This is a genomic window from Desulfosporosinus orientis DSM 765, assembly GCF_000235605.1.
In the GTDB taxonomy this organism is placed as follows: domain Bacteria; phylum Bacillota; class Desulfitobacteriia; order Desulfitobacteriales; family Desulfitobacteriaceae; genus Desulfosporosinus; species Desulfosporosinus orientis.
In genome coordinates, this window is sequence record NC_016584.1 from 2,378,109 (window position 1) to 2,404,292 (window position 26,184).

26 protein-coding genes and 2 pseudogenes are annotated in these 26,184 nt (G+C 43.2%); 22 read left to right on the top strand and 6 right to left on the bottom strand.

The window, feature by feature from the left end; translation table 11 throughout:
• Positions 1–16 precede the first annotated feature (16 nt).
• The 5 genes from DESOR_RS11080 to DESOR_RS11100 are packed head-to-tail and all read left to right on the top strand — an operon-like array spanning position 17 to position 7,984.
• Entirely contained in the window at positions 17–1,216 is a 1,200-nt protein-coding gene (locus DESOR_RS11080) for a glucose-1-phosphate adenylyltransferase (protein ID WP_014184683.1), read from the top strand.
• Positions 1,217–1,229: 13 nt separating this feature from the next.
• Complete coding sequence (glgD, locus tag DESOR_RS11085; RefSeq protein WP_014184684.1) at positions 1,230–2,354, top strand: glucose-1-phosphate adenylyltransferase subunit GlgD; 1,125 nt, start codon at positions 1,230–1,232, stop codon at positions 2,352–2,354.
• Between the two features lie 52 nt (positions 2,355–2,406).
• Positions 2,407–3,846 (top strand): glycogen synthase GlgA, encoded by a 1,440-nt coding sequence (glgA, locus tag DESOR_RS11090; RefSeq protein ID WP_014184685.1) that lies wholly within the window; start codon positions 2,407–2,409, stop codon positions 3,844–3,846.
• A gap of 31 nt (positions 3,847–3,877) precedes the next feature.
• Positions 3,878–7,357 carry a bifunctional glycogen debranching protein GlgX/4-alpha-glucanotransferase gene (locus DESOR_RS11095; RefSeq protein ID WP_014184686.1) on the top strand — a complete coding sequence of 1,160 codons (3,480 nt, stop codon included), beginning with the start codon at positions 3,878–3,880 and terminating at the stop codon, positions 7,355–7,357.
• Positions 7,358–7,414: 57 nt separating this feature from the next.
• On the top strand, positions 7,415–7,984 hold the full coding sequence (locus tag DESOR_RS11100) for a DUF502 domain-containing protein (RefSeq protein WP_014184687.1): 570 nt from the start codon (positions 7,415–7,417) through the stop codon (positions 7,982–7,984).
• 100 nt (positions 7,985–8,084) lie between these two features.
• Here the strand turns inward: DESOR_RS11100 and DESOR_RS27980 are convergent, their stop codons facing one another.
• Complete coding sequence (locus DESOR_RS27980; RefSeq protein ID WP_014184688.1) at positions 8,085–8,258, bottom strand: DUF1540 domain-containing protein; 174 nt, start codon at positions 8,256–8,258, stop codon at positions 8,085–8,087.
• A 180-nt stretch (positions 8,259–8,438) separates the two neighbouring features.
• Between DESOR_RS27980 and DESOR_RS11105 the strand changes: the two genes are divergently transcribed.
• Positions 8,439–8,840 carry a YkvA family protein gene (locus DESOR_RS11105; protein ID WP_042332161.1) on the top strand — a complete coding sequence of 134 codons (402 nt, stop codon included), beginning with the start codon at positions 8,439–8,441 and terminating at the stop codon, positions 8,838–8,840.
• A 7-nt stretch (positions 8,841–8,847) separates the two neighbouring features.
• Here DESOR_RS11105 and DESOR_RS28820 read toward each other — a convergent pair.
• Positions 8,848–8,949: pseudogene (locus DESOR_RS28820) on the bottom strand (DUF2922 domain-containing protein); the annotation flags it as partial.
• Between the two features lie 306 nt (positions 8,950–9,255).
• Between DESOR_RS28820 and DESOR_RS11110 the strand changes: the two are divergent.
• Positions 9,256–11,283 (top strand): sensor histidine kinase, encoded by a 2,028-nt coding sequence (locus DESOR_RS11110; protein WP_242832491.1) that lies wholly within the window; start codon positions 9,256–9,258, stop codon positions 11,281–11,283.
• 14 nt (positions 11,284–11,297) lie between these two features.
• Here the strand turns inward: DESOR_RS11110 and DESOR_RS11115 are convergent, their stop codons facing one another.
• Positions 11,298–11,984: a response regulator transcription factor gene (locus tag DESOR_RS11115; RefSeq protein ID WP_014184691.1), complete on the bottom strand. Its 687-nt coding sequence runs from the start codon at positions 11,982–11,984 to the stop codon at positions 11,298–11,300.
• A 195-nt stretch (positions 11,985–12,179) separates the two neighbouring features.
• Between DESOR_RS11115 and DESOR_RS11120 the strand changes: the two genes are divergently transcribed.
• From DESOR_RS11120 to DESOR_RS11160, 9 genes are all read left to right on the top strand, one after another.
• Entirely contained in the window at positions 12,180–12,431 is a 252-nt protein-coding gene (locus tag DESOR_RS11120) for a hypothetical protein (RefSeq protein WP_014184692.1), read from the top strand.
• A gap of 16 nt (positions 12,432–12,447) precedes the next feature.
• Entirely contained in the window at positions 12,448–13,026 is a 579-nt protein-coding gene (locus tag DESOR_RS11125; protein ID WP_014184693.1) for a hypothetical protein, read from the top strand.
• A 67-nt stretch (positions 13,027–13,093) separates the two neighbouring features.
• Complete coding sequence (locus tag DESOR_RS11130) at positions 13,094–13,810, top strand: hypothetical protein (protein WP_014184694.1); 717 nt, start codon at positions 13,094–13,096, stop codon at positions 13,808–13,810.
• A 12-nt stretch (positions 13,811–13,822) separates the two neighbouring features.
• The gene (locus DESOR_RS29875; RefSeq protein ID WP_014184695.1) at positions 13,823–14,938 is read left to right on the top strand and encodes an Ig-like domain-containing protein; all 1,116 of its coding nucleotides are present in this window, start codon (positions 13,823–13,825) and stop codon (positions 14,936–14,938) included.
• 110 nt (positions 14,939–15,048) lie between these two features.
• On the top strand, positions 15,049–15,861 hold the full coding sequence (locus tag DESOR_RS11140) for a hypothetical protein (RefSeq protein WP_014184696.1): 813 nt from the start codon (positions 15,049–15,051) through the stop codon (positions 15,859–15,861).
• A gap of 20 nt (positions 15,862–15,881) precedes the next feature.
• Positions 15,882–16,424: a hypothetical protein gene (locus DESOR_RS11145; RefSeq protein ID WP_014184697.1), complete on the top strand. Its 543-nt coding sequence runs from the start codon at positions 15,882–15,884 to the stop codon at positions 16,422–16,424.
• A gap of 88 nt (positions 16,425–16,512) precedes the next feature.
• Positions 16,513–17,118, top strand: coding sequence for a hypothetical protein (locus tag DESOR_RS11150; protein WP_014184698.1), 606 nt, complete (start codon positions 16,513–16,515; stop codon positions 17,116–17,118).
• Between the two features lie 90 nt (positions 17,119–17,208).
• Complete coding sequence (locus DESOR_RS11155) at positions 17,209–17,739, top strand: LemA family protein (protein ID WP_014184699.1); 531 nt, start codon at positions 17,209–17,211, stop codon at positions 17,737–17,739.
• Between the two features lie 17 nt (positions 17,740–17,756).
• Positions 17,757–18,971: a DUF3137 domain-containing protein gene (locus DESOR_RS11160; RefSeq protein ID WP_014184700.1), complete on the top strand. Its 1,215-nt coding sequence runs from the start codon at positions 17,757–17,759 to the stop codon at positions 18,969–18,971.
• Between the two features lie 453 nt (positions 18,972–19,424).
• Here the strand turns inward: DESOR_RS11160 and DESOR_RS11165 are convergent, their stop codons facing one another.
• Positions 19,425–19,790: a hypothetical protein gene (locus DESOR_RS11165; RefSeq protein ID WP_014184701.1), complete on the bottom strand. Its 366-nt coding sequence runs from the start codon at positions 19,788–19,790 to the stop codon at positions 19,425–19,427.
• Positions 19,790–20,089: a hypothetical protein gene (locus DESOR_RS11170; protein WP_014184702.1), complete on the bottom strand. Its 300-nt coding sequence runs from the start codon at positions 20,087–20,089 to the stop codon at positions 19,790–19,792. The genes DESOR_RS11165 and DESOR_RS11170 overlap by 1 nt, the downstream gene beginning before the upstream one ends.
• Positions 20,090–20,709: 620 nt before the next feature.
• On the opposite strand from DESOR_RS11170, the pseudogene DESOR_RS30255 reads away from it, so the two are divergent.
• From DESOR_RS30255 to DESOR_RS11195, 5 genes and pseudogenes are all read left to right on the top strand, one after another.
• Positions 20,710–20,930 (top strand): annotated as a pseudogene (locus tag DESOR_RS30255) (AraC family ligand binding domain-containing protein); the annotation flags it as partial.
• Between the two features lie 244 nt (positions 20,931–21,174).
• On the top strand, positions 21,175–21,597 hold the full coding sequence (locus DESOR_RS11180) for a DUF2000 domain-containing protein (protein WP_014184704.1): 423 nt from the start codon (positions 21,175–21,177) through the stop codon (positions 21,595–21,597).
• Between the two features lie 81 nt (positions 21,598–21,678).
• Entirely contained in the window at positions 21,679–22,113 is a 435-nt protein-coding gene (locus tag DESOR_RS11185) for a GNAT family N-acetyltransferase (RefSeq protein WP_014184705.1), read from the top strand.
• A 338-nt stretch (positions 22,114–22,451) separates the two neighbouring features.
• Positions 22,452–22,865, top strand: coding sequence for a C-GCAxxG-C-C family protein (locus DESOR_RS11190; RefSeq protein WP_014184706.1), 414 nt, complete (start codon positions 22,452–22,454; stop codon positions 22,863–22,865).
• 188 nt (positions 22,866–23,053) lie between these two features.
• The gene (locus DESOR_RS11195) at positions 23,054–23,929 is read left to right on the top strand and encodes a PhzF family phenazine biosynthesis protein (protein ID WP_014184707.1); all 876 of its coding nucleotides are present in this window, start codon (positions 23,054–23,056) and stop codon (positions 23,927–23,929) included.
• Positions 23,930–24,188: 259 nt separating this feature from the next.
• Here DESOR_RS11195 and DESOR_RS28835 read toward each other — a convergent pair whose 3' ends face one another.
• Positions 24,189–24,446 carry a site-specific integrase gene (locus DESOR_RS28835; protein ID WP_148265265.1) on the bottom strand — a complete coding sequence of 86 codons (258 nt, stop codon included), beginning with the start codon at positions 24,444–24,446 and terminating at the stop codon, positions 24,189–24,191.
• A gap of 218 nt (positions 24,447–24,664) precedes the next feature.
• On the opposite strand from DESOR_RS28835, the gene DESOR_RS11205 reads away from it, so the two are divergent.
• Entirely contained in the window at positions 24,665–25,831 is a 1,167-nt protein-coding gene (locus DESOR_RS11205; RefSeq protein WP_014184708.1) for a GGDEF domain-containing protein, read from the top strand.
• Positions 25,832–26,184: the final 353 nt, after the last annotated feature.

A 26,184-nucleotide genomic window follows, 5' to 3' on the forward strand; every position in this document is an offset into this window, starting at 1 on the left:
GAGGGAGGGGAAAAGCATGAAAAAACAGGAATGCATTGCTATGCTTTTGGCAGGTGGACAAGGAAGCAGGCTGGGCGGCCTAACCCGCAATCGCGCTAAACCGGCGGTATCATTCTGCGGCAAATATCGGATTATCGATTTCACCCTAAGCAATTGTGCCAATTCCAACATCAATACCGTTGGTGTCTTAATTCAATATAAGCCCTTTCTGCTTAATTCTTATATCGGTTTGGGGTCGGCCTGGGATTTGGATAATCCTTTTGGCGGGGTGCATATTTTGCCGCCCTTTCTGGGGGAGAGTGAAGGAAGCTGGTATAAAGGAACGGCGAATGCAGTTTACCAGAATTACGAGTTTATCGAATACTACGCTCCTGAGTATGTGATCATCCTTTCCGGCGACCATGTCTATCAAATGGACTATACCCAGATGTTAAAGTTTCATAAAGAAAAAGGCGCTGAAATAACCTTGGCAGCCATTGAAGTGCCCTGGGAAGAAGCATCGAGATTTGGGATTCTCACTGTTGATAATAATGCCCGGATAACCAAATTCACGGAAAAGCCCGGGCATCCGGACAGCAATCTGGCCTCCATGGGGGTTTATATCTTTAACACTTCTGCTTTAAAGCAAGCCTTAATCGAGGATACGAACGATACGTCTTCCCAAAATGACTTCGGCAAAAATATTATTCCCCAGCAGATGAAGGAGGGAAAGCGGGTTTTTGCCTACCGGTTCAGCGGCTATTGGCGGGATGTGGGGACTATTGAAAGTTACTACCAGGCCAATATGGAATCCTTACAAGAAGGGCATTTCCTGCGCATCTTTGATCCCCACTATAAGATTCTTTCCAATGAAGATATTCTGCCCCCCCACTTTATGGGTTCTCAGGCAGACATTCAAAACAGCTTGATTTGCAATGGCTGTAGTGTCCAGGGCAGAGTGAGGCATTCCATCCTGGCCCCGGGGGTTTATGTAGGAGAAGGAGCAGAGATCGAGGATTCCATTATTTTGCCTTACGCCAAAATTCACAATGGCAGCAGAATTAAAGGGGCCATTATCGGCGAAAGTGCAGAAATAATGGGCCAATGTGTGATTGGGGCTGAAAGACAGGCAGCGCCGGGCCAGCATGGGATAACGGTAATCGAGGACTATCATTTGATGGGGCCGGGAACCGTTGTTGAGTCCGGCAAGCATATTTATCGAAACCGGACGAGTTGAGAGGAGGAAGTCTATGTCCAATGCCATTGGAATTATCTTTGCGAATAGCGGCTCGGATAATTTGCAGGGACTGGCGGCAGAAAGACCTGTGGCTGCCGTGCCCTTTGGAGGGAGGTACCGGATTCTTGATTTTGCCCTTTCCAGCATGGTCAATTCAGGAATTCGAACCATCGGCTTAGTAACCCCTCATCAATACCGGCCCTTGCTGGATCATTTGGGTGCTGGCAAAGACTGGTTTCTTGAACGAAAAGACGGCGGCTTATTCATCCTGCCCGGAGTCATGCATGGCTTAGCAGGAAGCAATCATCTCTTCTGCATTAAGGATTTAGAAAATAATTGTGAGTTCCTGGAGAAGGAATACGTCAAAAATGTCGTCATAAGTAGCGGGGATAAAATTTATAATCTTAATTTTAAAGAGACCTTGGAATTCCATAATGAAAAGCAAGCGGATATAACCTTGCTTTACAAGACCAATCCTTATCCCGGCTGCTGTCTTAAGAACAAGCTGGTTCTGAGGCTGGGTGAGGAGCAAAGACTGGCCGCCATTTCAGACTTCTATTTACCGGAGGAGGACGATGGGGAAATCCCTGAATTTGCCGGTATTCTAGTGATTCGCCGGGAGCTTTTACTAGAGATGATTCAGCGCTACAGTTCCGGAGGCTGTATTGATTTAATGGCTATCATTACCATGAACCTGGGTAGCCTTAAGGTCTTTGCCAAGGAAACCAATTCCTTAATAGGAACCATCTGCACCATTAAGGATTATTTTGAGCGTTCCATGGATCTTCTCCAGTCATCTGTCCGGGAACAGCTCTGGCTGGGGGTTGACCGTACTCATACGAAAATCGTGGATAACCCGCCCACAAAATACGCTGAACAGGCCCAGGTCAGAAACTCCTTAATAGCCAGCGGCTGCATCATTGCCGGGGAAGTTATCAACTCTATCGTCTTTCGCGGGGTAGTGCTGGAAGAAGGCTGCAGGGTTCAAAACAGCATTCTGATGCCCCAATGTCATATCCATGCCAATGCTCAAACCAACTATGCCATTCTTGATAAATCTGTCCGGGTTCACAGGGATAATAGTTTACAAGGAAGCAAGAGCCATCCTTTGGTTGTCCTCAAAAAGACGGTGATCTAAAGAGCTCCCTGGACAAAGACGAAGTCTGAGGGATCAGGAAAGGTGTGAGACTATGAAACTGGTTTTTGTGACTGCGGAAGCATGTCCTTTTGCTAAAACAGGCGGGTTAGGGGAAGTTGCGGGCTCCCTGCCGGCTTACCTGCATCAACAGGGGGTGGACGTCAGGGTGATCATGCCCAAGTATGGCACCATCCCCCAGGAGCTGCAAAGAGAGTTTAAGCTTTTGGCCCAATTTGATGTTTCCGTTGCCTGGCGGAAACAGTACTGCGGCTTATTTGAAGAGATTTATCATGGGGTTCCTTATTATTTTATCGACAATGAGTACTATTTTGACCGGCCCAATGTGTATGGAGAATACGATGATGCGGAGAGGTTTGCCTTTTTTTCCCGGGCGGCTCTGGAAAGCCTGATTCATATCCCGGGCTTCAAGCCGGATATTCTGCACTGCCATGATTGGCATACCGCCCTAATTCCTTTGATGCTGAAAGAATTTTATTCCCGAGGACCGTTATACTATCCTATTAAGACGGTTTTTACCATACATAACCTGAAATACCAGGGGATCTTCCCCAAGGAAGTCTTAAGTGATGTGGTGGGACTGGGGATGGAGTATTATCAGGAAAACGGCTTGGAATATCACGGCTCGGTGAATTTTATGAAAGGCGGGCTGCTTTACGCCGATCAGATCACGACGGTGAGTCCCACCTATGCTCAGGAAATCCAGGACCCTTATTTCGGAGAAGGCATGGACGGCTTGTTAAGGAAAAAACGGGACCAACTCTGCGGAATACTCAACGGCATTGATTATAGGATTTATGATCCCTGGCGTGATCCTTTGCTGATGAATTCAGAGCAGAGGGAAGGGCTGACAAAAGAAATATGCAAAAGACATTTGCAAAGGAGGATGGGACTTCCTGAGGACCCTGAGAAAGGGTTGCTGGGCATGGTCAGCCGGCTGGTGGATCAGAAAGGCTTTGACCTCTTGGCTCACGTTATGGAACAACTCTTGGAATTAGACCTGGAGATGGTGATCCTCGGCACCGGGGATCAACGCTATGAGGAAATGCTGGAATCATTCGCTGCTGAATACCCGGATAAACTGGCGGTAAGGCTGGAGTTTTCCGAAGTTCTGGCCCATCAGATCTATGCTGGGACGGATATGTTTTTGATGCCTTCCAAATTTGAGCCCTGCGGTATCGCCCAGATGATTGCCATGCGCTATGGTTCTGTGCCTATCGTCCGGGAGACGGGGGGCCTGAAAGATACGGTGGTTCCCTATAATAAGTATACCGGGACTGGGAACGGTTTTAGTTTTGCTAATTATAATGCTCATGAGCTGCTGTTTACGGTTCAGCGGGCGTTGGAGATTTATAAAAATAATAAGCCGGTATGGGCAGGAATTCGGCAAGAGGCGATGAATAGAGATTTTAGTTGGAATCGGTCGGCGGGGGAGTATATGGGGATTTATCGGAGGCTGCTGGAGGTTGATTAAGTGATTAACGGTAAGGAAATGGTGAAAGAGTATGGAATTGAAAGCCTATCATAATTCTCATGATTTGTATTATCGCAAACCTTTTGGTGCGGTTCATTGCGGGGAGAGAATACGATTTCGTTTCCAGATCAGTTCCTCTGTGCCTATTCAAGGCTGCTTTCTGCACCTGCGGGAGGAGGATTGGGAAAGGTCTGTTCCTATGAGCCGGATCAGTGAGGGGCTGGAGTTAGAGACAGAGTTGGAGTTGGAGTCTGAGGGCGCTGGGGAGTCTGGCTGTTTTTATGAAACAGAGCTGGAAGTTATGGATGGCACGGGGCTTGTTTGGTATTATTTTGTGATTAATACAGAGTCCGGGACTTATTATTATGGCAATAACCGGGATAAGCTGGGGGGAGAGGGCTGTCTGGGGAAAGAGGTGCCTCTTGCTTATCAGATTACGGTTTCTAAGCCGGCGGAGGTTCCCCGCTGGTACCGGCGGGGAATTATGTATCAAATCTTTGTGGATCGCTTTTTTAAGCATTTAGATAAAGGTTTCTTAGATGATTCGAGGCCTAATGCTTTGCTCCATGCCAACTGGTATGATGATCCTGTTTATATTAAGGACGAGCAGGGCAGGGTGACGGATTGGGACTTTTTCGGAGGTACTTTGCAGGGAATTATCGATAAGCTGCCTTATTTTGAGGAATTAGGAGTCAGTATTCTTTACCTGAATCCTATCTTTGAGGCGGCCAGCAATCATAAGTATGATACGGCGGATTATTTGAAAATCGATCCCAGGTATGGAGACGAAAGGACCTTTGCCAAGTTAACTGCCGCTGCTAAGGAGTATGGGATTTCAATCATCCTGGACGGTGTTTTCAGCCATACGGGGGCGGATAGTATTTACTTCAATAAATATAACAATTATCCGGAGCTGGGGGCTTTCCAGTCGCCAGATTCTCCTTATTATTCCTGGTATAAGTTTAAATCCGGTCAGGAGTATGCAGGATGGTGGGGTGTGGATTCCCTGCCGGAAGTTGAAGAAATGACTCCTTCTTACCGGAATTTTATTTACGGCGGCGAAAACAGTGTGGTTCAGCAGTGGCTGAACCTGGGAGCCGCCGGCTGGAGATTAGATGTGGCGGATGAGTTGCCTGATGAGTTTATTAAAGAGCTGAGGCAAGCCCTGAAGCAGGTGAATTCAGAGGCGGTTTTAATTGGGGAAGTGTGGGAAGACGCCTCCAACAAGGTGAGTTATGGCCAGCGCCGCCGCTATTTCGGGGGAGAGGAACTGGATGCCGTCATGAACTATCCTTTCCGGGCAAGCTTCCTGGGCTTTATCCTCAACCAGACGGATGCCGGGACTCTTTGGCGGGAAATGATGAGTATCTTTGAGAATTATCCCCGGGAAAACTTCTATGGGGCGATGAATTTACTGGGCAGCCATGATACCAGGCGTATTTTGACTCTCTTAGGAGAAGCTCCTCCGGAACAGACCTTGACCTCTGCGGAGCAGAGACGGTTCAGGCTTGCTGGGGATGCCCGGGATCTGGGGATACAAAGACTCAGGCTTTTAAGCTTGATTCAGGTGGCATGGCCGGGAGTGCCTTGTATTTATTACGGAGATGAAGTTGGCCTCGAGGGCTATGCAGATCCTTATAACCGGGGCACCTATCCCTGGGGCCGGGAGAATCAAGAAATCCTCCAGTGGTACCAGCGGATTTTGCGGATGCGCAGGGAATATGACCTGCTGCAAACCGGGGATTTTCAGCCCTTCTTTTGCGATGCTGATGTTTTTGGCTTCTCCCGGGCCGGCACTGAGGAAACCCTGACGGTACTGGTCAACCGGCATCAAGGGGAGAGCAAAACCGTGAAATTTGAGGCAGGAATGGATTCCCCTGAGTTAGTGGTGGATCTGCTTACCGGGGAAAAGCTTTCCCCGGAAGAGCTGGCTGCTTTGTCTGTTCCGGCTCTGTCTGCCAAGGCCTTGCTGACTATGAAAACCCAGCCTCATCAGCTGCGGCTTAACCGTTCCTGCGGAATATTGCTGCATATCAGTTCCTTGCCTTCCTCCTGGGGACTGGGGGACTTAGGCAAGGAAGCTTATGATTTCATAGATTTCTTAGGAGCAGCCGGTCAATCCTTGTGGCAGGTACTCCCTTTGAATCCGTCGGGAGCAGGAGGGTGTCCCTATCAAAGTGCGTCTGTCTTTGCCGGGAATACCATGTTTATTAGTTTGGATCATTTAATCTATGAGGGACTATTGGATTTACGAAAGACCCAGGAAAAATACCGGCAGTTAAAGAGCCTGGGTTTAAGGGAAAGCCTCTTGAAGCAGGCTTTTCAAGAACTGAAGAATAATTTGCTCCATGAGGCCTACCTGGAATTCCGGCAAAGACTGAAATTAGTTCCCAATCCCTTGTCCCAGACAACGGATTCCAAGTATTTATCCCCGGAGAATTATGGTGAGTTTCAAAGAGAGAACAAGGCCTGGCTGGAAGACTTCAGCCTTTTCCGGGCTCTCAAGGCTCACTTTGACGAAGCTCCCTGGTATGCCTGGGAAGCTGGGATTGCTCGCCGGGAGCCTGAGGCCTTAGCTAAATACACCTCTCTCCTGCAGGAAGAGAGAGACTTTATCACCTTTTTGCAGTATACTTTCTTTTATGAATGGGATTTGCTGAAAGAATACGCGGCAGGGAAAGGAGTCCGCATGATTGGGGATTTGCCTCATTTTGTCGCAGAGGACAGCTGTGATGTTTGGGTAAATCGAAATTTGTTCAAACTGAGTACAGGGGGGAGAGCCGCCAAAATTGCCGGAGTACCTCCCGATTATTTCAGCAAAACCGGTCAGTTATGGGGCAACCCGGTCTATGATTGGGATGAGTTAAAGAAAACGGACTATGCCTGGTGGAAAATGCGCCTTAAGTTCGGCTTAAAACAGTTTGACTACCTGCGCTTGGATCATTTTCGCGGCTTTGAAGCCTTTTGGGAAGTAGAGGCGGGTGAGGAAACGGCGGAAAAGGGCAGGTGGATGAAAGGCCCGGGGAAAGATTTCCTGGCCAGCTTAATAGCTGCATTCGGCCAGTGTCCTTTTATAGTAGAAGATTTAGGAATTATTACGCCGGAAGTCCGGACTTTAAAACACATCTTCGGCCTGCCGGGGGTTAAAGTCCTGCAGTTCAGTCCTTTGGCAGAGATGTCTGAGGATGAGGATTGGAATCTGGTGTATTACACAGGAACCCATGACAACAATACCCTGCTGGGCTGGTACAGCGGCTTGCAGCCGGGCACGGTGCCGCCGGCGGGGGATAAGGGGCAGGCTTGTTATCAGGTTATCGAGGAGCTCTACTCCAGCCAGGCAGCCTGGGTTATCGTTCCCATGCAGGATATTTTAGGCCTGGGGGAAGAGGCGCGGATGAATGTCCCCGGCAAAGTCCATGGCAATTGGAAATGGCAGCTTGAGGAAGATACGGATCTGAAGGAAGTGACTGAATCACTGCACAACCTGGCGGTAACCCGGGGCAGAGTCTGAAAAGAATCCTGAAACATCCTTGGCTGAGATTAATAAAGAACAGAAATGGGAGCAGCAATGAAGAAGATATTAGGAATTTTTGTTAAGGGGCTGTTGGTTCTGGCCCCTATCACCGTCACCATTTATATACTCTACAAGATTTTTGAGCTGACCGACGGTCTATTTAAAGGCTTATTGGAGAGTGCGGGGCTGTATTTTCCGGGCCTTGGAGTTATCGTAACCCTGGCCGTTATTTTTCTGGTAGGGTTACTGGCCTCCAATTGGCTGACCAATAAACTGATTGATTTTATGGATAACCTTTTTACGAGAGTACCTTTGTTTGGCAGCATTTATGGGATCATTAAAGATACGGTCCATTCCTTTTCCACCAATAAGAAAGGCTTTTCTCGTTTAGTCATGGTTCATATGCCCGGCGAGCTGAAACTCCTGGGGTTTTTAACCAATGATCAGGAAAGCGCCTTTGTTCCCGAGGGTTACGTGGCGGTTTATTTGATGCAGTCCATGCAATGGGCGGGTAATCTGATTCTCGTCCCCAGGCAGCAAGTGGAATTATTGGACGTATCACCGGAAGAAGCTTTGAAATTTATTGCTTCGGCAGGATTGCTGCATAAAAAGTTAAAAAATTAAGTTAGATTCTCTTAAACTATAAATAAAAATTAAGACCTGCTAAAAAGCAAGTCTTAATTTTATACTAATCAGAAAGTATAACTTATTTCGTTATTACTTATTACTCTGGAAGAAATGTTGCGCAGTCTGTCATTTCAGTGCTTTTAGCATTTGGGGCCTGAACTTCAATTTTGTCAGCGTGACAATGATCCCCTGTACCATAATAATGGCAGGTGTTGACCATACATTTAATTCCTTGGTTAGGCTGAGGCATTTTTTGAGCGCGTCCAGTCATGTGGATACTCCTCCTTTTAATTGAATTCTATAGTAGTATGGGCAGATTCTTAAAAATCATGAGTGCCAATTTAAACTTATAGAAATTTTTTATTTGAGATAAGATAGAGTCAAAGGAATAAAACGCGATCTGCAAGTATCATAAACAGCGCCAAAGGAGAGTTTGAAACCAGTGGATGATATGCCGGAAAGCAACGACTTAAAGCCCTATAAAGTTAAAGCGGATATGTATATTAAGGACAAGAAAAAATCCCTGCAGCTTCTTGATCAGGCCCTGCAAAAGGCAGCTGACCACAAGCGGAGATTAGGGAAGACCTGGGAAAAGCTCCAGCTGCTTTTGGGAGTTTTCAGGGATTGGATTAACGGCAGCTACCGGGAGATACCCACTCGCTCTCTGGTGATGATTGTCCTGGGCATTGTTTACTTCGTCTCTCCTATTGACGGGATTTTTGATTATATCCCTTTTGGCGGCTTCGTGGATGATGCGGCGGTTCTCGGTTATGTTTTATCTCAAGTGGGGGCTGATCTGGAGAAGTACAAGCTCTGGAAAGAGCGGGTTGATTTGGAGAAGGACCCTTTATAGTGAAGAGGGGGTCATAAAGATCATTAGTTTTTGTGTCAATGATCTTTATATCCCGTATTCCCGTCAGGGCACCGCTGGGTGTTAAGAATATATCGCCGGCGATAAGGGTGATCAAGTATCATGTGTCGCTTCATCTTGGGATGCCGTGTAGCCTTCAAAAATATCATCTGGAGAAGATTAATGATATAAGAATTAACTTATGTTCTCACATGTTGAAAATATTGTGAATAGAACTTGCCTGTAACGATCAAAGTATATCGATTCACGGTTTAGGCTCTATTTTTTTTGTCAATTTTGTCCCAGATGATATTTCTGAAGTCTACAGGAATAAAAAATTTGTTTGTGAATTGTTGCACCAGAGCCATCGTATTGATGTGGTATTATTAACTCGTATAAACATTTTTAAGAATAAGTATTGGATAAATATATATCAAGCGGAGAGCAGGTGACGGGAATTCAATATTTTAAAAACAGGGATACGCTGCCGATCGTGATATTAGCGGCGCTTCTGATAACAATTGTCCTGATGCTGTTGGTCAGGCTACCGGGTATGATTGACAGCGAAGATAAAAGCATTACTATTACGGGAGAAAATGGGATTTATGATTTGACCGGTATTGCGGAATTGGAAGAAAAGTCTGCTATTCTGCTTCCCGGTCCCCTGTATTATCCCAGCACGTTGATGACTCCGGAGACAGCCAAGACCGACCTTCCTGTCAGTACGGAACAATTTGACGCACTGCGTGCCGACTATCTTTCTCAGCGGTTTGTGGTCCTGGTACCCGACAACAGTGATGTGTACACTTTGACCTTTAACCTATCTGGTCGTCATGCCATGCGCGTCTATGTAAACGGCAAAATAGTTGGTCAGGCCGGCAATCCAAGTGCTACGAAGCAGGGTACCGAGGTTTGGGAGAACAACCTGACCTGTTATGCTTCGCCGAAAGACGGTGTAATGGATATCATTTTACAGTCGGCGCAGTATTATCACTACCGAATCGGTGCGCAGCTGGCCGCCTTAAGTATACAAAACACGGCGTTCGCCGCCGGTGGTGGATTGACCGTTGATATGATCGGCTTTTTTTTGATGGGTGCGTTTGTGTGTGCGGCGGTGCTGTTACTGTTTATTTATTTGCTTTTATCCCACACCAAAGCGACGTTGTTTTTTGCTTTGGCCTGCCTTTCCATGGCCTTGCGGGAGTGTATTCAAAGTCAAGCTTGGACGCATCTCTCTTTCCTCTCCGGAAATACATCCTTTATGCTGGAATATATGAGCGTAGCACTCCTCACCATATTTTTGTCGCTTTATCTGGGGCAATATATTGAAAAACAGTTTTTGCACGCAGCTCAATATACGGCCATTGCAGGATCTTTGGCTTACGCAGTCTGTTTACTGGTTTGTGATTCTGTCTTTTATACAGCGATCCTTAAATACTATCAGGCACTGTTGGTTCTTTGCATCGTTCCGGGTATCGCCGGGCTGATTTGGACAATGCGAAATCCGAATCGAGAACAACGAGCGGCTATCTTTGGCATTGCGGTGTTTTTTCTGGCTGCTGTCAGCGATATCATGCTGTACAACAACCTGTTTGGATACCAGCATCCGAGAACGCCGATATCCGAAGCTGCGATGTTGGTTTTCGTCGTGGCGCAGACTGTCTCCCTGTTTCTCATGAACAACCGGGTACTGGCTGAAGCCAAAGATGCGGAGGAAAAGCTGGCGGCAGAAAAGGATTCACTGGAGACTCTTAACCGGATGAAAACGGAGTTTCTGGGCAACGTTTCCCACGAGCTGAAAACGCCGCTTACCGTAATGTCCGGCTATGCGCAGACCACCGGGCAGCTGGCTGAGCGACCGGGCGAACTTGACGGTGGAGAGGTGACTCGCCGGATGAAGCTTATCTCCTCCGAGGCGGAACGATTGTCTCTGATGGTGGGGCAGGTGCTGGATGTAACGCGCATGGAAGAGGGGCGTATGGCGATGGAAAAACGGTCCTGTCACATCGACGAAATCATCCATACCGCTGTCGAGACCCACTACCCGATGCTCAATAAAAACGCAAATCGGCTGGAAATACATATTGATCCAGGGCTTCCGGCGGTCAGCGCAGATCCCGCCCGGATTTCTCAGGTGATCGTCAACCTGATTTCCAATGCGGTACGGTTTACAGCAAACGGCTTGATTACGATTTCTGTGAAGCGCGAGAACAAGAATATCGTTGTGCACGTTGCCGATAACGGTACCGGCATTGCCCCGGAACGCTTTCCCTATCTCTTTCGGCGGTATTATCATAAAGAAAAAGCCGGCAGCGGTCAGAATACCGGCACCGGACTTGGTTTATATATCTGCAAGAAAATTGTGGAGCAGCATGGGGGCAGCATTTGGATTGAAAGCAAAGAATTAGCGGGAACCTCCGTGTTTTTCTCGCTACCTCTTCCTTAAAGACAGCAAAAGTCTCAATAACGCACCTTGCTGAAAATATATTCTCCTTTTCCGGAGTTTGCAAGCTCAAACCAGCCCGCACCGTCCGCACCCAGCTTTTTGCGCAGATTAGCCACATGTACGGCAACGGTGTGGGCCGCACCGGGAGAGCTTCCGCCCCAGGCCCTGCGGTAGACTTCGTCATAGCTTAAGCGCCGCCCCGCAAATATGACAAAACAGCCCAGTAGCTGCAGCTCCTTTTGTGTCAAAGGGATATGCTTGTTATCCAGTATCGCCTCTCCTTGCAGAAAGTCGATAGATAAAGGAGGAAGCTCCAGCTTGCCAGCGCTCATGAGGCCGGTTCTGCGAAGCTGCGCATTTACGCGTGCGGCAAGTACATTTAAATCATAGGGCTTGGTGACGTAATCGTCTCCGCCCTGTAAAAGACCTTTCACAACGCTCTCATTTTCATCCCTGCAGGTCAGGAAGATGATGGGAGCGTTGGTCTTTTTTCGCAGCTCGGCGCAGAATTCAAAGCCGGAGCCGTCCGGCATCATAACGTCCAGAAGAATCAAATCAGGGCAGTGCTCGTCTAGATGGAAACGCGCTTGTGCAAGAGTATCCGCGCAAATGACCGCATAACCCTTGCCCTCGAAGTATTCCTTGTTGATGGCCAGTACATCGGCCTCGTCTTCCATCATTAATAACGTCACCTTATTCACTTCGTTACCCCCTATTTTCCGACTCAGTTTACCATATCTTTATGGAAAATAAAACGCCCCAAAAAAGTTTTGCGTTGATCAATCAAGTATTCTTGATAATCCGCACAGGGTTATTTTTTTTTGCTAGGATTAAAACAGATTAAAACGATATGTTGGGGTGTTGAAGTTTGTACAACGTGAAAGAGGTGTCAGCCTATGCTGAGAATAACAAGGGTGGATATTGTGGATGACTGGACTCTGGATATCGAGCTGAGCAACGGACATTTGATCCTGTTCGATACCAGAAGGCTATTGGAAACCGCTCCCGGTTATGGTATTTTGCGAAAAAACGAGGTGCTTACCCGCCCGAGAACTGATGGACAGAACATTTTCTGGCAGGACGGTCCCCGGCTTACTCTCGAAGAAATCATGGCCCTGCTGAATAGACAGGGAGACAATGAAAGATGAAAGTGGAGGAAATATTATGGTAGAAATTAAAAAAACGCTGGTACTCATACTCGGTCTTTGTATTCTATTATCTGGGTGTGCCGGCAACCAAAGCTCATCTCCTGATACACAGGAAAAAGGACCTGATACTCAGACAAAAACGGCAATGCTCTATACCAACATGGAAACCGGTAGTGAATCAGCCAATTTTGAAACCCATTCGTTTGAATACTCCGGTGATCTGACGGTGGAAAAGCTGGCCCAAGGGCTTTCACAGCTAACCGGACTTGATTTTTATATCACGGAAAAACCTTCCGCTCAGGAAAATGAGATTTACATCGACTGGGAAAAGAAGTCCACATTGATTGCAAATCTCGATGACCGGGAACAGAAAGAGGAATTTCTCTTTTATGACGCCGATTCAATGCGCTGGTTTATGATGGATAGTTTGTGGCGTACGGTGATGGAAAACTTTGAAGTAGAAAATGTCTATTATACGATGGATGGCGGTGATGAACTGGTATTTGATGAGCTAAACCCAATCAATGAATTTCCGGGCGATGTCCCCTACATGGGCAGTGCCTTCTATTCTGCTCATGCTGACGTCAAAGAGTGATGAGAAGATCAACGGGGATTAATGAAACATTAACATAGTAAACAAAACGAGGAGGTTTGATTTAGAAATGAAAGGAAAAAGATTGTTAACATTATTTTTGCCCTTGGTGATGGTTGCGACGCTTGCTGTTCCGGCATACGCTGCGACGAGTTATGTTCCTTTAGCAGTTGAGCAGGATGGAGCAAGAAGTGGAAACACAAGTATTACATTTAATAAATCTTTTATTAAAAAAGGGAACTTTTACATGAGATTTAAGCTAATAAATCGATTAAGGGATAGGAACCTTCAGGTGAGTCTTTACAACGCCAGTGGTAAAAAAGTTATAAACTGGAACGATTATACCATGGTAGCGGACAAAACCTTATATCGCGGTTACGGATATGATTACAACAAGCTTCCCGGCGGTTTTTATACCGTAAGGCTGAAAGCTGGTAATGATTCATGGTGTTTTAGGGTTGACAATACCCCGCCGCAGGGTATGTATCTTACTAAAGCCAAAATGTTTTATAAAGACGACGGCAGTACCTACAATAGGATCTATTTTAACTATAATCAGAGTAAAGGAAAGACTCCAAAGGCTGAGATCTATGATGCCAATGGTAAGCTAATAACCACAGCAACTTGGAAAAAACCTTTTAGCAAAGATAGTGGCAGCACCTATCTGACTTGGAGCGGCTATCCCACTGGTGGGGGAATCCGATGTGAGTCGGGGGACTATATTGTTAAATATTGGATTGATGGCGGCAAGCCAAGGCAAACAAAAGTACATCTGGTAATAGAATAGGGGGGATAGGCAATGAAACACATGATTAAAAGTATGATTCTGGTTGTATTAGTGTTTGCATTAATACTCAGCGGCTGCAGTAAGGAGAAGGCAAGTAGCCAGGGGGAGGTAAACACACTTAGTAGCAGTGCATCGACAGCGGTCTGGGAGACCTTGTCCGGCAGCTTTGCCCGTAATGATAGCAGTCAATATAATAGCGCAACGCTTCAAATGAAGTATCTCTCCAACGACTGCGTGATGTTTGAATTCGACTTAATGGCAGGCAGTGAGTCGGAAGACTGGTCTGATAATTTGGTGCTGCCTTTTGTTCTGCTGGTCGATGAAGATACCGGAGTGGGTCACTATGAATCAGATCCTGATGCCGAAAACCCGCTGACCATAGATCTTTACTTATCAGAGGATGGTAAACAGGTAACAGTTACGCATACAGGCGAGATTTCGATCTCCCCCGACGGCGTATATGATTACATCGACGATGGTCTGGAGGTATCTGAAAACTCCGCCATTGCAATTCTTGATCACCTGCCAGCGGCGGTGACCAGCTTAAACAGCAACAATGGCGCGTATACGATCCAGTATCCAACCGAGCTTGTTGCTAACTGGTTCTACCCGGTTGAGGCGACTTTTGATGATAATGGTGTCGTGCTGGCTAAATTTCTAATTGCCAAGGATCTCAGCGCTGTATACCGTGCGGATGATGATATTGATCCGGTATTAATTTTTGGATCGGCTCAGCCCATGATGGATGCGGAGATATATCAATATGAAAATACGAGTGATGAATTATCAAAAGATGAAGATACAAGTGCTGGATTATCTGAAGACAAAAACATGACGGATGAACAATCTGAAGACATTATTGAGGGCTCAGACGTACTGCTGCCGGTTGTTTCGGTGGAGATGACAGACGGCATATTCCTTCCAGTTGATGCAAAGAGCCAATTGGTTGCGGTTATGCCTTGGAAGCTAAACTACACACTTATGGCCAAATCTTCCGATCCGTCAATAGTCACGGTGGATGAAAGCGGAGCAGTGACAGCTGTAGCTGTCGGGGAAGCAACAATATCCGGGACGATCTCCGTAGACGACGGGCAAAAAGATTTTTCAATTGATGTATTGGTAAAATAATGGAATAGATTTATCTCTTCTATATTTCAACAGAATGGAATGCTTCAGGCATTTTCTTAGGAGCATTCCATTTTAATAAGTTGAGATACAAAATAGGAAAGGTGTTTGTAATGAAAAAATTACAAATTTTAATTTTAATTGTAACTGTATTTTTAAGTATGGCGATGTGCGGATGCAGCGGAACCTCAGAACCGTCACCAACAGCTGAAATTGAAAACTATCAATATAATAATTATCTTGATGAGAAAAACCAACTGATATTTAGTTACACGAACATATTTGATTCAGCGGGGGAGCCTGATCAAACAGGTACGGTTACGTTTACCTCTTCAAAAGATAATGTGGTAATGATGTATTCGGTCCTGAAAAATACCAATAAAGAAACCCCCGAAGAATTCTTGGATAACTTTTCACCGCTCAAGGGAGAAGTGTTAGAAGGTAATGCAGTAGTTGGTCTAAATGATGATACGTATCTTAAAACAGGAGAAGCTGCTATTCCATGCGCCTTTTACTGTGTTATCGATATTGATTTTATTGTATATGTTGAAATTGCCTGTGAGACAGATGATGAGGCCGAGATATGGTACAACCGGCTTCGTTCCAATGCGGTGTATCTGGAAAGTGCTGCGGGAACAAATACTTCCACGCTGGATGAGGATGAGGCGCTTAACCTTTTAAGTGATGAATTAAGCGGTATGCTGACAGAGGATACGGTAATTGTTTCTCTTGGTAAAGATACCGTAAACGGAGAGGATTGCTGGATGTTTGCGACAGGCAAAAACACACCGGAAAAGTTTACGGCAGAGGAGCATTTTGCTGTAAAGGAAGATGGCTCGATCTATGTACTGGATATCTATAACAGCAATGAATATATACCGTACACACGGCTGTATTTTTCGGATCCGCCTGAAGATGAAGGATAATTTTAGGGGTTGATTTAATTATGTTCATATTTTGGGCAATTAGCGGTTTAATCATTTTTACGGCCGGAATGATACTCCGGATAAAATACCGCAAAAAAGCAGGGACTATCCTGACAGGGATTGGTATCTTTACTCTGGTTATTGCCGTTATGCTATTTATAGGTACCCTTTTGCTGGTTAATCGGGACGATACCGATGGACGGATTGAAGATCCTGCTGTTCCAAGTCAAGGGCAGGTAACTGGCGCTGATTGGCGGACCTGGCGAGGATACACCCAGGACTACGTGCTTAACGGTGATTTTGCCGTATGCTTTTCCGGACAAACCAGCGATGATTTTTATGCTATGTACGATGCTTCCTCCGGAGCACGCATTGCGACGCTTTTGCTGGAGGAGTATACGGTAGCAGATACCGGCGGTTTTACGGTTGCGGATTATAACGGCGATGGGCTCGACGATATTGGTGTCCAGCTGCATGACGGACAGGTATTGATGTTTTGTTATGATCCTGAAGGCGGGTCCTGGCCCGAGGATGTAACGGGCGGTTATCGGCGTTATAAGTAATGGGATAACAACACGGAAGCAGAAGAACCTGGAGTGCAGGCTGAGCTGTACTAAGCCTTGGTATTTTAAAATAGGGAAGGTTTTTATAATGAAAAAAATATTCCGTTTAATAATGCTTGTAGTTTTGAGTATGGTGATGTGCGGATGCAGTGGAACATCAGAACCAGAACCGTCCTTGTCGGATGATGTAAACCAGTCGGAGAATAGTTCAACAGAACCATCATCGATATCTGAGTATGGAAATTATCCATATAATGCTTATGCCGATGAGGAATATAAACTGGTAATGCGTTATCCGGACATCTTTGATTCAGAACAAAAATTGGATGAAAACGGAAAACTTACAGTTACATCGACGACAAATAGTGCGGCACTGAATTATTGGACCATAGAAAATGTCAATAATGAAAACGCTGATGATTTATTAGTTAACATGGCGCCGGTTAAGGGCGCGGCCTTAGGAGATAAAGAGGTAATCGGTATTAAAGAAGATACAAATCCGGAGACAGGCGCATCGGCTCCGAGCGCATTTTACTGGCTTGTAAGGCCAGACTATATTTTGACAGTACAAATCAAATGCGTGGATGATGAAGAGGCAGAAAAATGGTACAGTGCGTTTAAAACAGACGCAATAGCCGTTGAGGAGGATGCTTGGTTCTTAATGAACGACTCGGATGAGAATTCGGATGAATGAAACAAACGGATTTATCAATAAAAAGTCAATACAATAACTGGTGAACTACAAACGAATTCCGTGAAAATGTTTATCAAAGGAGAAAAGAATATGTGGATATTGCTGATAATTCTGGCAGCATTGATCATCTGGTGGATAAGCGCTTACAACAGCTTTCGAAGGAAAGACAACAAGATACAGGAATCTCTCAGCGGGGTCGAGGTGGCCCTGACCAAACGCTATGACATGCTGACCAAGCTGCTTGACACTGCAAAGGGCTTCATGGAGCACGAGACTCAGCTGTTTAGTCAGGTTATACGGCTGCGTCAGGGTATGAGCGCCGGGGAGCTGGAGCAGGCCGGTGCGAAAGTGGACGAAATGGCTGCCCGCCTTAAAGTAGCCGTGGAAGCTTATCCTGAGCTTCGCTCCGTCGAGTCGGTTACTAAGCTGCAAAGCGGCATCGGGGATGCAGAGGACCAACTTCAGGCGGCAAGACGGCTGTATAACAGCAACGTCAACGCCTTCAACACCTATCTGGATGTGTTTCCCTCAAGCCTTGTGGGCAGGACGATGAAGCTGGAAAAGCGTCAACTGTTTGCCGCGGAGGAAGATAAAAAACAGGACGTAAAAATAGAGTTTTGACGGGGAGGCGACGGCGGATGCGAGTAAAACAAAAGGCAAAAGAAGCCTCTCGTAACTTTATGAAGGATATCTTTTTTTGGATACCATTCATCATTATAGCCCTGGTCTTATATAACTTTATTTACAACGGTTTTGATTGGGGTGCCGACAGGTTTTTTCCGCTGGTGCTCCTGATCGTGCTGCTGATCATCAGCTACTATCTTTGCAAAGTTCTGGCGTCCTTTCTTTCCGGCATTTTTTCTGTGGCCAGGGGCATCGGTGGTATGAAGGACGCGAGAAAGCTGGACGCCATAATGAAAGGGAATGAACAGGACAGTAGTAGTGAACAGGATGGGATGAAGAACGCGGATAAGCTGGACGGCAGCGTAGCTGCTTTGGAAGAGAAGCGCATCACTATCGCCATTGCTTCCATTGTTTATGCGGTGATTGCTGTCATCATTGTGGCGCTCCTGCTGTTTTCTTATGGACTAACGGTGGGCTGCATTGCGGGTGTCATTGCGGCGTTTGGCTACGCCATCATCCGGGTGCAGCGGTCAAAGCTCAATAACGAGACTAAGGGTGCCTTTGCGGAGAACATATTGAAAAAATATTTCCAAAACGTGGTTTATCAGCCAGTCAGTTGCTTTCCTCAAGACGAGATTCTGTCCCTGGGGCTGTTCGAAAATGCGAACAATATTAAGGGTAGCGACCTTGTCAGTGCCCGAAAGGGAAACATTTCCTTTGCCCGCTGTGATCTGCTTGCGGAAAAGGTGGTGTGGGATCAAGTCTATGACGTACAGCTGGAAGACTGGAAGGATGAGGAGATTCATACGAGCCTGTTCTGGGGCTCCTGCATCCGTGCAGAGCACGGTCTTAAAATCCCGGTCCAAGTGGTGGTCTGTACCGACGGCACGCCCAATCTAAACGTAAAAGATGATGAACATCTGGATGTGGAGATGTACGAGTTCAACCACCGGTTGGATGCTTTTTGCGTCGATCCTGTGGCGGCCAGGATAGTCTTAACGCCTCAGGTTATTGAAGCACTTAACACCATTGCCGGGAAGGCTGACGGGGATGTGATTATGACCTTTACGGAACAGTATTTTTATCTTTTCGCAGCGTCAAACGAAGATTATTTTGACATCGATTTAAAGAAGACCATTGCCCAGGGACTGGAGCTCATGCACAAACAGGCAGGATTCACAGCGAGGCTTGTGGATTGCCTGGAATTTTTGAAACAGCAGGCAAACTAAGTTATAAAACCTGGAAGACAGATATATCAGGGGATTAATAAGTTGATCTTTATGGCCATGGTAATAAAATATTGAAGATAAATACTGCCATCAAGGCCTTACCAGGCTTATGCGGCATTTCTTTTGTATCCTCAAGGCACGTTGGTGTTACTTCATTGTTTTTATCTATATATGTATTACATAAATCCTACAGAGTATTATCACCCATAAATATCTGTAGAAAACTAATGTGCTAATTTATACGAAACTTTCTACATTCTCAAAGACAAGCGGATTGGTTCAAGTTATATCGACACTTCAGAAATGAATTTCATCCGACAATGAAATTATCGTACGGGAGTTTATTTTCAAGGTGCCTATTACTGGTCGGATGTTGCAACAAAGGTGCCGAATAAGATGAGAAATCTGTATTATAAAAATTCCTGGCAAAAAGCCAGGAATCCAAGGTATTATTTATATAGGCGGAGCAACTATTTTGAATATCATCACTCCATCTGGATTAAATACCTCAAGTACCAAACTAGAAACGAGCGTTTCAAGCACACCTTTGGGAGTGACTATTAAGGTGTAAAATTCATTGGGCGTTATTGCTATTAGTGTAATATCAGCAGGCGAAAACGCTTCAATACTAAATAACGGAGCGGTTAATTGAATTCTAAACCCTTCGAGAGGTAAAGATATTGATAATTTATTCAAACTATCTTGATTGATTTTTACGTTGTTATTTTGGGAACTGTTTGCTCTATGAGTTATCAAGTGATTTTTTAAAACAACGCTATTTCCTTTTCGTGGCTGCCGGGAATTATTAATATAATTCATTATATTCCGCCACCCATTACAACGCGAAAAAATGGTAATAATTCTTGTTCAGCAGCAAGGGCATTTACAGGTGGAACAACTCGAAGTTCGCCTCCAGTAGCAGTTGTCTCAAATACTGCTCCGGGAGAGGTTTTTTGAATAGAATATTGAGTTTGTGTTTGTGCGGCAGAAATGAGTTCTATTGCTTCGATTCTTGTGTCAATAGCATTATTTGCCTCTATATAATATTTAGGAACATCTAACTCCAGTACGGTATCAGGGGCTATATCCCTAATTAGGATTTCATTTAAGTTAGTCATAATAAAAACCTCCATTTAAATATTTTTTTAGTACAATATATGCATGTCCTTCATTGTTGTTACTGGATTTCTTAATCGGTATTTATAAATGGAGGGGACGGAATTTTCTAAAACTACTTCGGCGACGGGGTGACGGCCCGAGGATATCAATAAAAAAATAGGTCACGATACAGGTTGATGTTACTTCATTGACATTCAAAACATAAACATCAACCCACGTTGAGACGGTAATAATGATGACGAATTGTAGTCGAGACAAAAAATAAGGGGGTCTGACCACAATACGTTGTGGTTTTTGAGCCCAAAATGAGCAAAAAACGAGGCAAAAAAGTCAAATTTAGCCCGATTTTTTGGTCAAAATTTATAATTTCATACATGAAAATCTAAAGGCATCAGGACAGAAAATCTTGATGCTTTTGTTTCTATATGTTGACCAGAAACAAGATTGTCTTTTTATAACGAATACCGTAGCATATTCTGCAGATACCACCCTCTCTGGAGGAAATAAGCAGGGCGCAAAGGGAAGCAACTATCAAAGAGCAATATCATACAAGAATGAAGCTGAGACATCTGGTACACTGAATATCAAATAAATAATTAGGAAGGAGGTAAACTCTTGATCCTGTAAAAACAAGGAGTATACCATAGAATCGGGAGATATGTTACTGTTCAATCAGTTGATAACCATACCTGCCAACAAATCGATGGCAAAACACTGGATTACCGCTGTATCAATATTAAATCGGATATTATGAGTAAAGCTGTTTTTGAAATAACGGGAAGGGATGATTTGTCTTATTTTATAACACCGGTAGTTTTTCATAGTGAATTGGTTTCACTATATTCTTTTTACTCTTGGAACAAAATTTATAGGACTAACACCAAAACAGTATATGAACATATTTAAGGATATGCCAAGGTAGACATATCAACAGTAAGGAGTTTCATGGACAGAAAAAAAGACAGGGGCTGGGTACATCTGCATTATGCTTTGTCACCTGGAACTCATCGTAGGAATTGTACTTACGTTAGCAGGATTGTATATTTCGGGGAATAAAATTATAATAAAATAGGAGAATTTAAAAATGAGTGATTGCAATATGAAATGTGTAATGATTATAGATTCAGAACTACCAATCGGTGTCATAGCCAACACCTCTGCTATCTTAGGGGTAACATTGGGGAAGCATATTCCAGAGCAAATAGGAGTGGATGTTGTTGATGCCACAGATAAAACACATTTAGGGATCATAACAATCCCAATTGCAATGCTAAAAGGCAATAAGGACATTTTAAGGGATTTGAGGGAACGGTTATATGCCCCGGAGTTTAGTGATTTAGTTGTTGTTGATTTTTCGGATGTGGCACAATGCTGTAATGTGTATAGTGAATATATTGCCAAAGCAGCATGTGTACCAGAGATAGAGCACACTTATTTGGGAGTAGTCATTTATGGAGAAAAGAAAAAAGTAAACAAATTGACAGGGTATATGCCTCTTTTAAGATAATGGAGGATAAAACCCATTTAGTGTGATACTGAGATGATTTTAATACCTTGAACTAATTATTTTTTGAAAAGGAGTAAAATCATGAATACTACAGTGAGATTTGCAACGAATGAAGATTTTAAACGTATTTTTCCATTATTTAAACAATTATGGCCAAATAAGTCTTTAAATCAAAATGAACTTAGTAAGGTATTTAATCGTGGAATAAAATCAGATTCAGATGTTTTACTCATTTTAGAATTAGATAATAATGTAATTGGATTTTGCGCATATGCAATTGTGAATAATTTGTGGCAAGAAGGGCAAATATCTTATATTTATGCAATGGTCATTGATGAAAAATATAGAGGAAAAGGATGTGGTTCTAACTTGTTGCAGGAAGCAATAAATAAATCACGAGAACAGGGGATGAAAAGAGTCGAATTAGATTCTGGATTTCCACGAGAAGAAGCTCATCAGTTTTATGAAAAATTCGGATTTGAAAAACGAGCATACTTATTTTCATATACCTTATAGTGTCTTTTGAATAAATATGTATTTAAAAGCTGTCTGCTTATTTAGCACCGAAGCAGGGGAGTACTGGACAAAGTTGGGCTTCAAACGAACAGATACTTATGAACTTATTGCAAAGTTAAAAATACTCCACAAGTAAAACTATTTGATGAATTGGGTTGGTGGAGTTACATATAGATATATTTTATAAAAAATATAAAATGCTTTACAGTATACTGTTAATTCGACAAGCCGCCAAGGCCCCACCAGGTTCGAGTGGCATCATTTTTGTTGGTTCAACCCATTGTGGGAGTGTCTGTCTTTTACAGAGGAAAAAATAATTATATAAATTGAGGTGCGATATGGAAGTAACGATAAAAGAAAGAGTACATGAATTGTATTGGAAACATGATATTAATTGTGCAAGAACGATGTTAACTTGCTTATGTGAATTATTTCACGTAAATCTTGAAGAACAAACCTTCAACTCTGCGATTGGTTTGCATGGAGCAGGAGGATTTAGAGCTCAATGCGGATTGGTTGAAGGAGCTTTGATGTTTATTGGAATTTATTTCAGTCAGAAAGGAAAATCTGATTTTGATATAGCATCGCTTTGCTATCACTATGCTAATGAATTTACTCAAAAATATGGCTCATTGAAATGCTACGATTTGCGTCCGAATGGCTTTAGTGAAAATGATCCGCCACATGCTTGTGAGAAATTAACTGGTCTAACTATTGAATTTTCAAGTGAATTTATAAAAAAGCAAATATAACAACAATGTATTAATGAAAATATAAACTTCAAAATGCCTGCCGCCTAGGCTCTACCAGTCTCAAGCGGCATCTTTTTTGACCGTTCAAGGCATACAGAAGTAGTTGCCGAATTATATCATACCGTGTAATTAATGCAATTGTTTTATAGTTAGTTTATTCTTAAGGCTAAGTATAGGAGTTTGGGAATATGAAAATAAACGTATATACATTAAATTCTTTTGCTAAAACAAAAGAAGGCGGAAACCCAGCAGGTGTTGTTATGAATGCGGATTCATTATCCGCAGAAGAAATGATAAAAATTGCTGGTGTTCTTGGATTCAGTGAAACTGCTTTTGTATTGCAATCAAACGTGGCAGATTTTAAAGTGAGATTCTTTACACCTAATGAAGAGGTGGACTTATGTGGCCATGCTACGATTGCCACCTTTTATGCAATGTCAAGTCTGAATTTGTTAAAACAAGGTAAATATAATCAAGAAACCAGAGCTGGAATACTTGGCATTGAAATTCATAACGATAGTTTTGTTATGATGGATCAATCTATTCCTGTATTTTCAGAAGTTATAGATAAAGATGAATTAGCAGATTCCTTGAATATCAGTACTTTCCAAATTTCGGAAGACTTATTGGCTCAAGTTGTGTCAACAGGGCTTCGAGATATTATAGTTCCTGTAAAAAGAATTGAGATTTTAGATGCGATCAAGCCGGATATGGAAAAAGTAAAAAAAATCAGCCAGAAGTACAATACCGTTGGATATCATGTTTTTTCTTTGGAATCTACATATGGAGCCAATGCTTATTGCAGGAACTTTGCACCTTTATATGATATTCCGGAGGAATCTGCAACAGGAACATCAAGCGGTGCGCTTGCATGCTATTTGTACCACTATGGAAAAATAAGCGAAGAGGAGGCGGCTAATCTTATTTTTAAGCAGGGGTATTCCATGAAAAAGCCATCTGAAATTCGTGTATCATTAACGGTCAAGGGAAATGAGATACTTGAGGTAAAGGTTGGAGGAAGTGCAATGAACTTGAGCTTAGCAGAAATTGAAATAAATAAGTGATTTTGGGATTGCAGTGAAATTAGATCTGCAAAACGGCTATTCATGTGAATTCCGCCAAGGCCCTACCAGATTTAAGGCAATAAAAAAACTGCTCATGAGTTATTTGCCAACAATTTGCCAACGTATTTTTCTTTGCGTTAGCAAGCATACTTTTCGAATGTTTCTACAGTGTTATCTACCATCTTTTCTGTTGGATGTGTGTATGTATCCATCGTGGTTGATAATCTTGTATGCCCAAGGCGTGACACAGGGAAGGATATTATCCTGCGCAAGGTATCTTTTTCTTCATTGCCTCTCCAATGCGACAACCAGTGTGATATCCGATTATGATCGGAATGTAATAAGGGGTATCTGCGGGAGATCGCTCTATAATCTGCTCAAACTCGTCGCTTGGAATGACATGCCGGTCTATCTCCTCTTTTGTATGCTCAATATCGGGGGAATTTATAAACTCGGTAGAATTGAGATATTCCGTCTGCAGAACCGACAAGAGCAGCAAGGCTGGAAAGTTACTCATAAGTAATGAAGGTAAGGTTATAGTAAGTCGGTGTTATGGAGACGCCTTTTGAGTCTTTGAACAATGATTTATGTGCCGTCAATGGGAAATATATTCACCAGATCATTTAAATAAAATGGTCTGGTTTTATTTAATTTAGGAGATCAAATTTAAACCGTGGTATAATGTCATTAAATTTAGTGGGATTTTTGATATTCTGTGAAAGGATTAACAATAAAATGAATTCTAACTTTGACTTAAAAACAATGTTTATGGTACTGGCTTTAGGCAATTTTTGTACAATAATTCTTATGATAGCTTATAATAATTTTCAGGGAAAAAATAATTCTACTAAATATTATATTGCTGGAAAATTCCTTTTGATGATAGCATGGGTTTTGTTCGCAATGAGAGGAGTAGCCTCGGATTTAATTTCAATTATAATTGCAAACTCATTACTTTTTGTAGGAGTATCGTTGAACGCTATCGCTTTTATTCTATTGAAAGGGTTTTTAATAAGAAGTGTTAAACAACTATATCTTGTGTTTATTGTAATAAGCATTTTGATTTTTAATATTGTTTCATTTTTAGGGAATGAAAATATTAGAGTCGCAGTTGGTTTTATTATTCCAGCTTTAATAATCATTCCTATATATGTAAGTTTCTTAACAGACAAAAAAGCTTCAAGGCTACAAATACTTATTGCTGTTATTCACATGCTTGCAAGCGTTCCGCTGTTTTTGAGGGCATATGTCTCTTTGTCTTCTCCTTATGTGATCCAGTTATATACCCCAAACGTATTTACAACATGGTCGTTTCTGTCACTTTTTGTTTCGCTGATTATTGGAAGCACAGGATTTGTGCTACTCGCAAAGCAGCAGGATGATGAAGAATTGATTAAGTTCGCAAGATTTGATTTTTTAACGAATATTTATAACCGACGCACATTTTTTTTGTTTGCACAAAAAAGCATAGCACTTTGCGTCAGGAAAACTATGCCTGTATCTCTCATTCTAATTGATATTGATAATTTCAAAAAAGTAAATGATTTATATGGACACCATATAGGGGATGAAGTGCTTAAGGATTTTGCTTCCGAAACGCAAAGGATATTAAGACAAAATGATCTGCTTTGCAGGTACGGAGGAGAGGAATTTACTATATTACTACCTGGAGCAGATGAAGAAGATAGTAATAAAGTTGCTACGAGACTTAGAGAAGTTATCGGTCAGAGAGGTATCCCCAACCATCCTGAGTTGAAATATACAGTCAGTATGGGAGCAGTTTCTGTAATCCCTGACTATGAAACTGATTTGGAGATACTTTTGAAGCAGGCTGATGTAGCCCTGTACACAGCTAAGAATAACGGAAAAAACCGTATTGAAAGGTATTCAAAAATGGCTTAAGTGATTAAAATGCAAGAATTTAAGGAACAGGATTGCGCTCTGTCATTATTATCGGCTAGTAGTAAAGAAAAGTCTCGAATGAAATGTTTCTTACCAGTGCACGTTGGTGTTACTTCATTGAAGGTTTTAGAATGTTATTATATCAGTGACAGGTCATGTGGGGTGCGTGGTGGTGCTATATCGTGGTTGAGTGGAAGCCTTGGTTTGAGCGGGTTTGAGGAGTGTATGTTCTTTTTGGAGTGACAGGGTGTGAGAGGGAATATATTGAGCTGGATCGTTTTTGGAAACGGTTTGGCTTTTTATGTTTATTTATTGGATTATTTTTAATCCTTAAAGGATATGGAGGAAATATG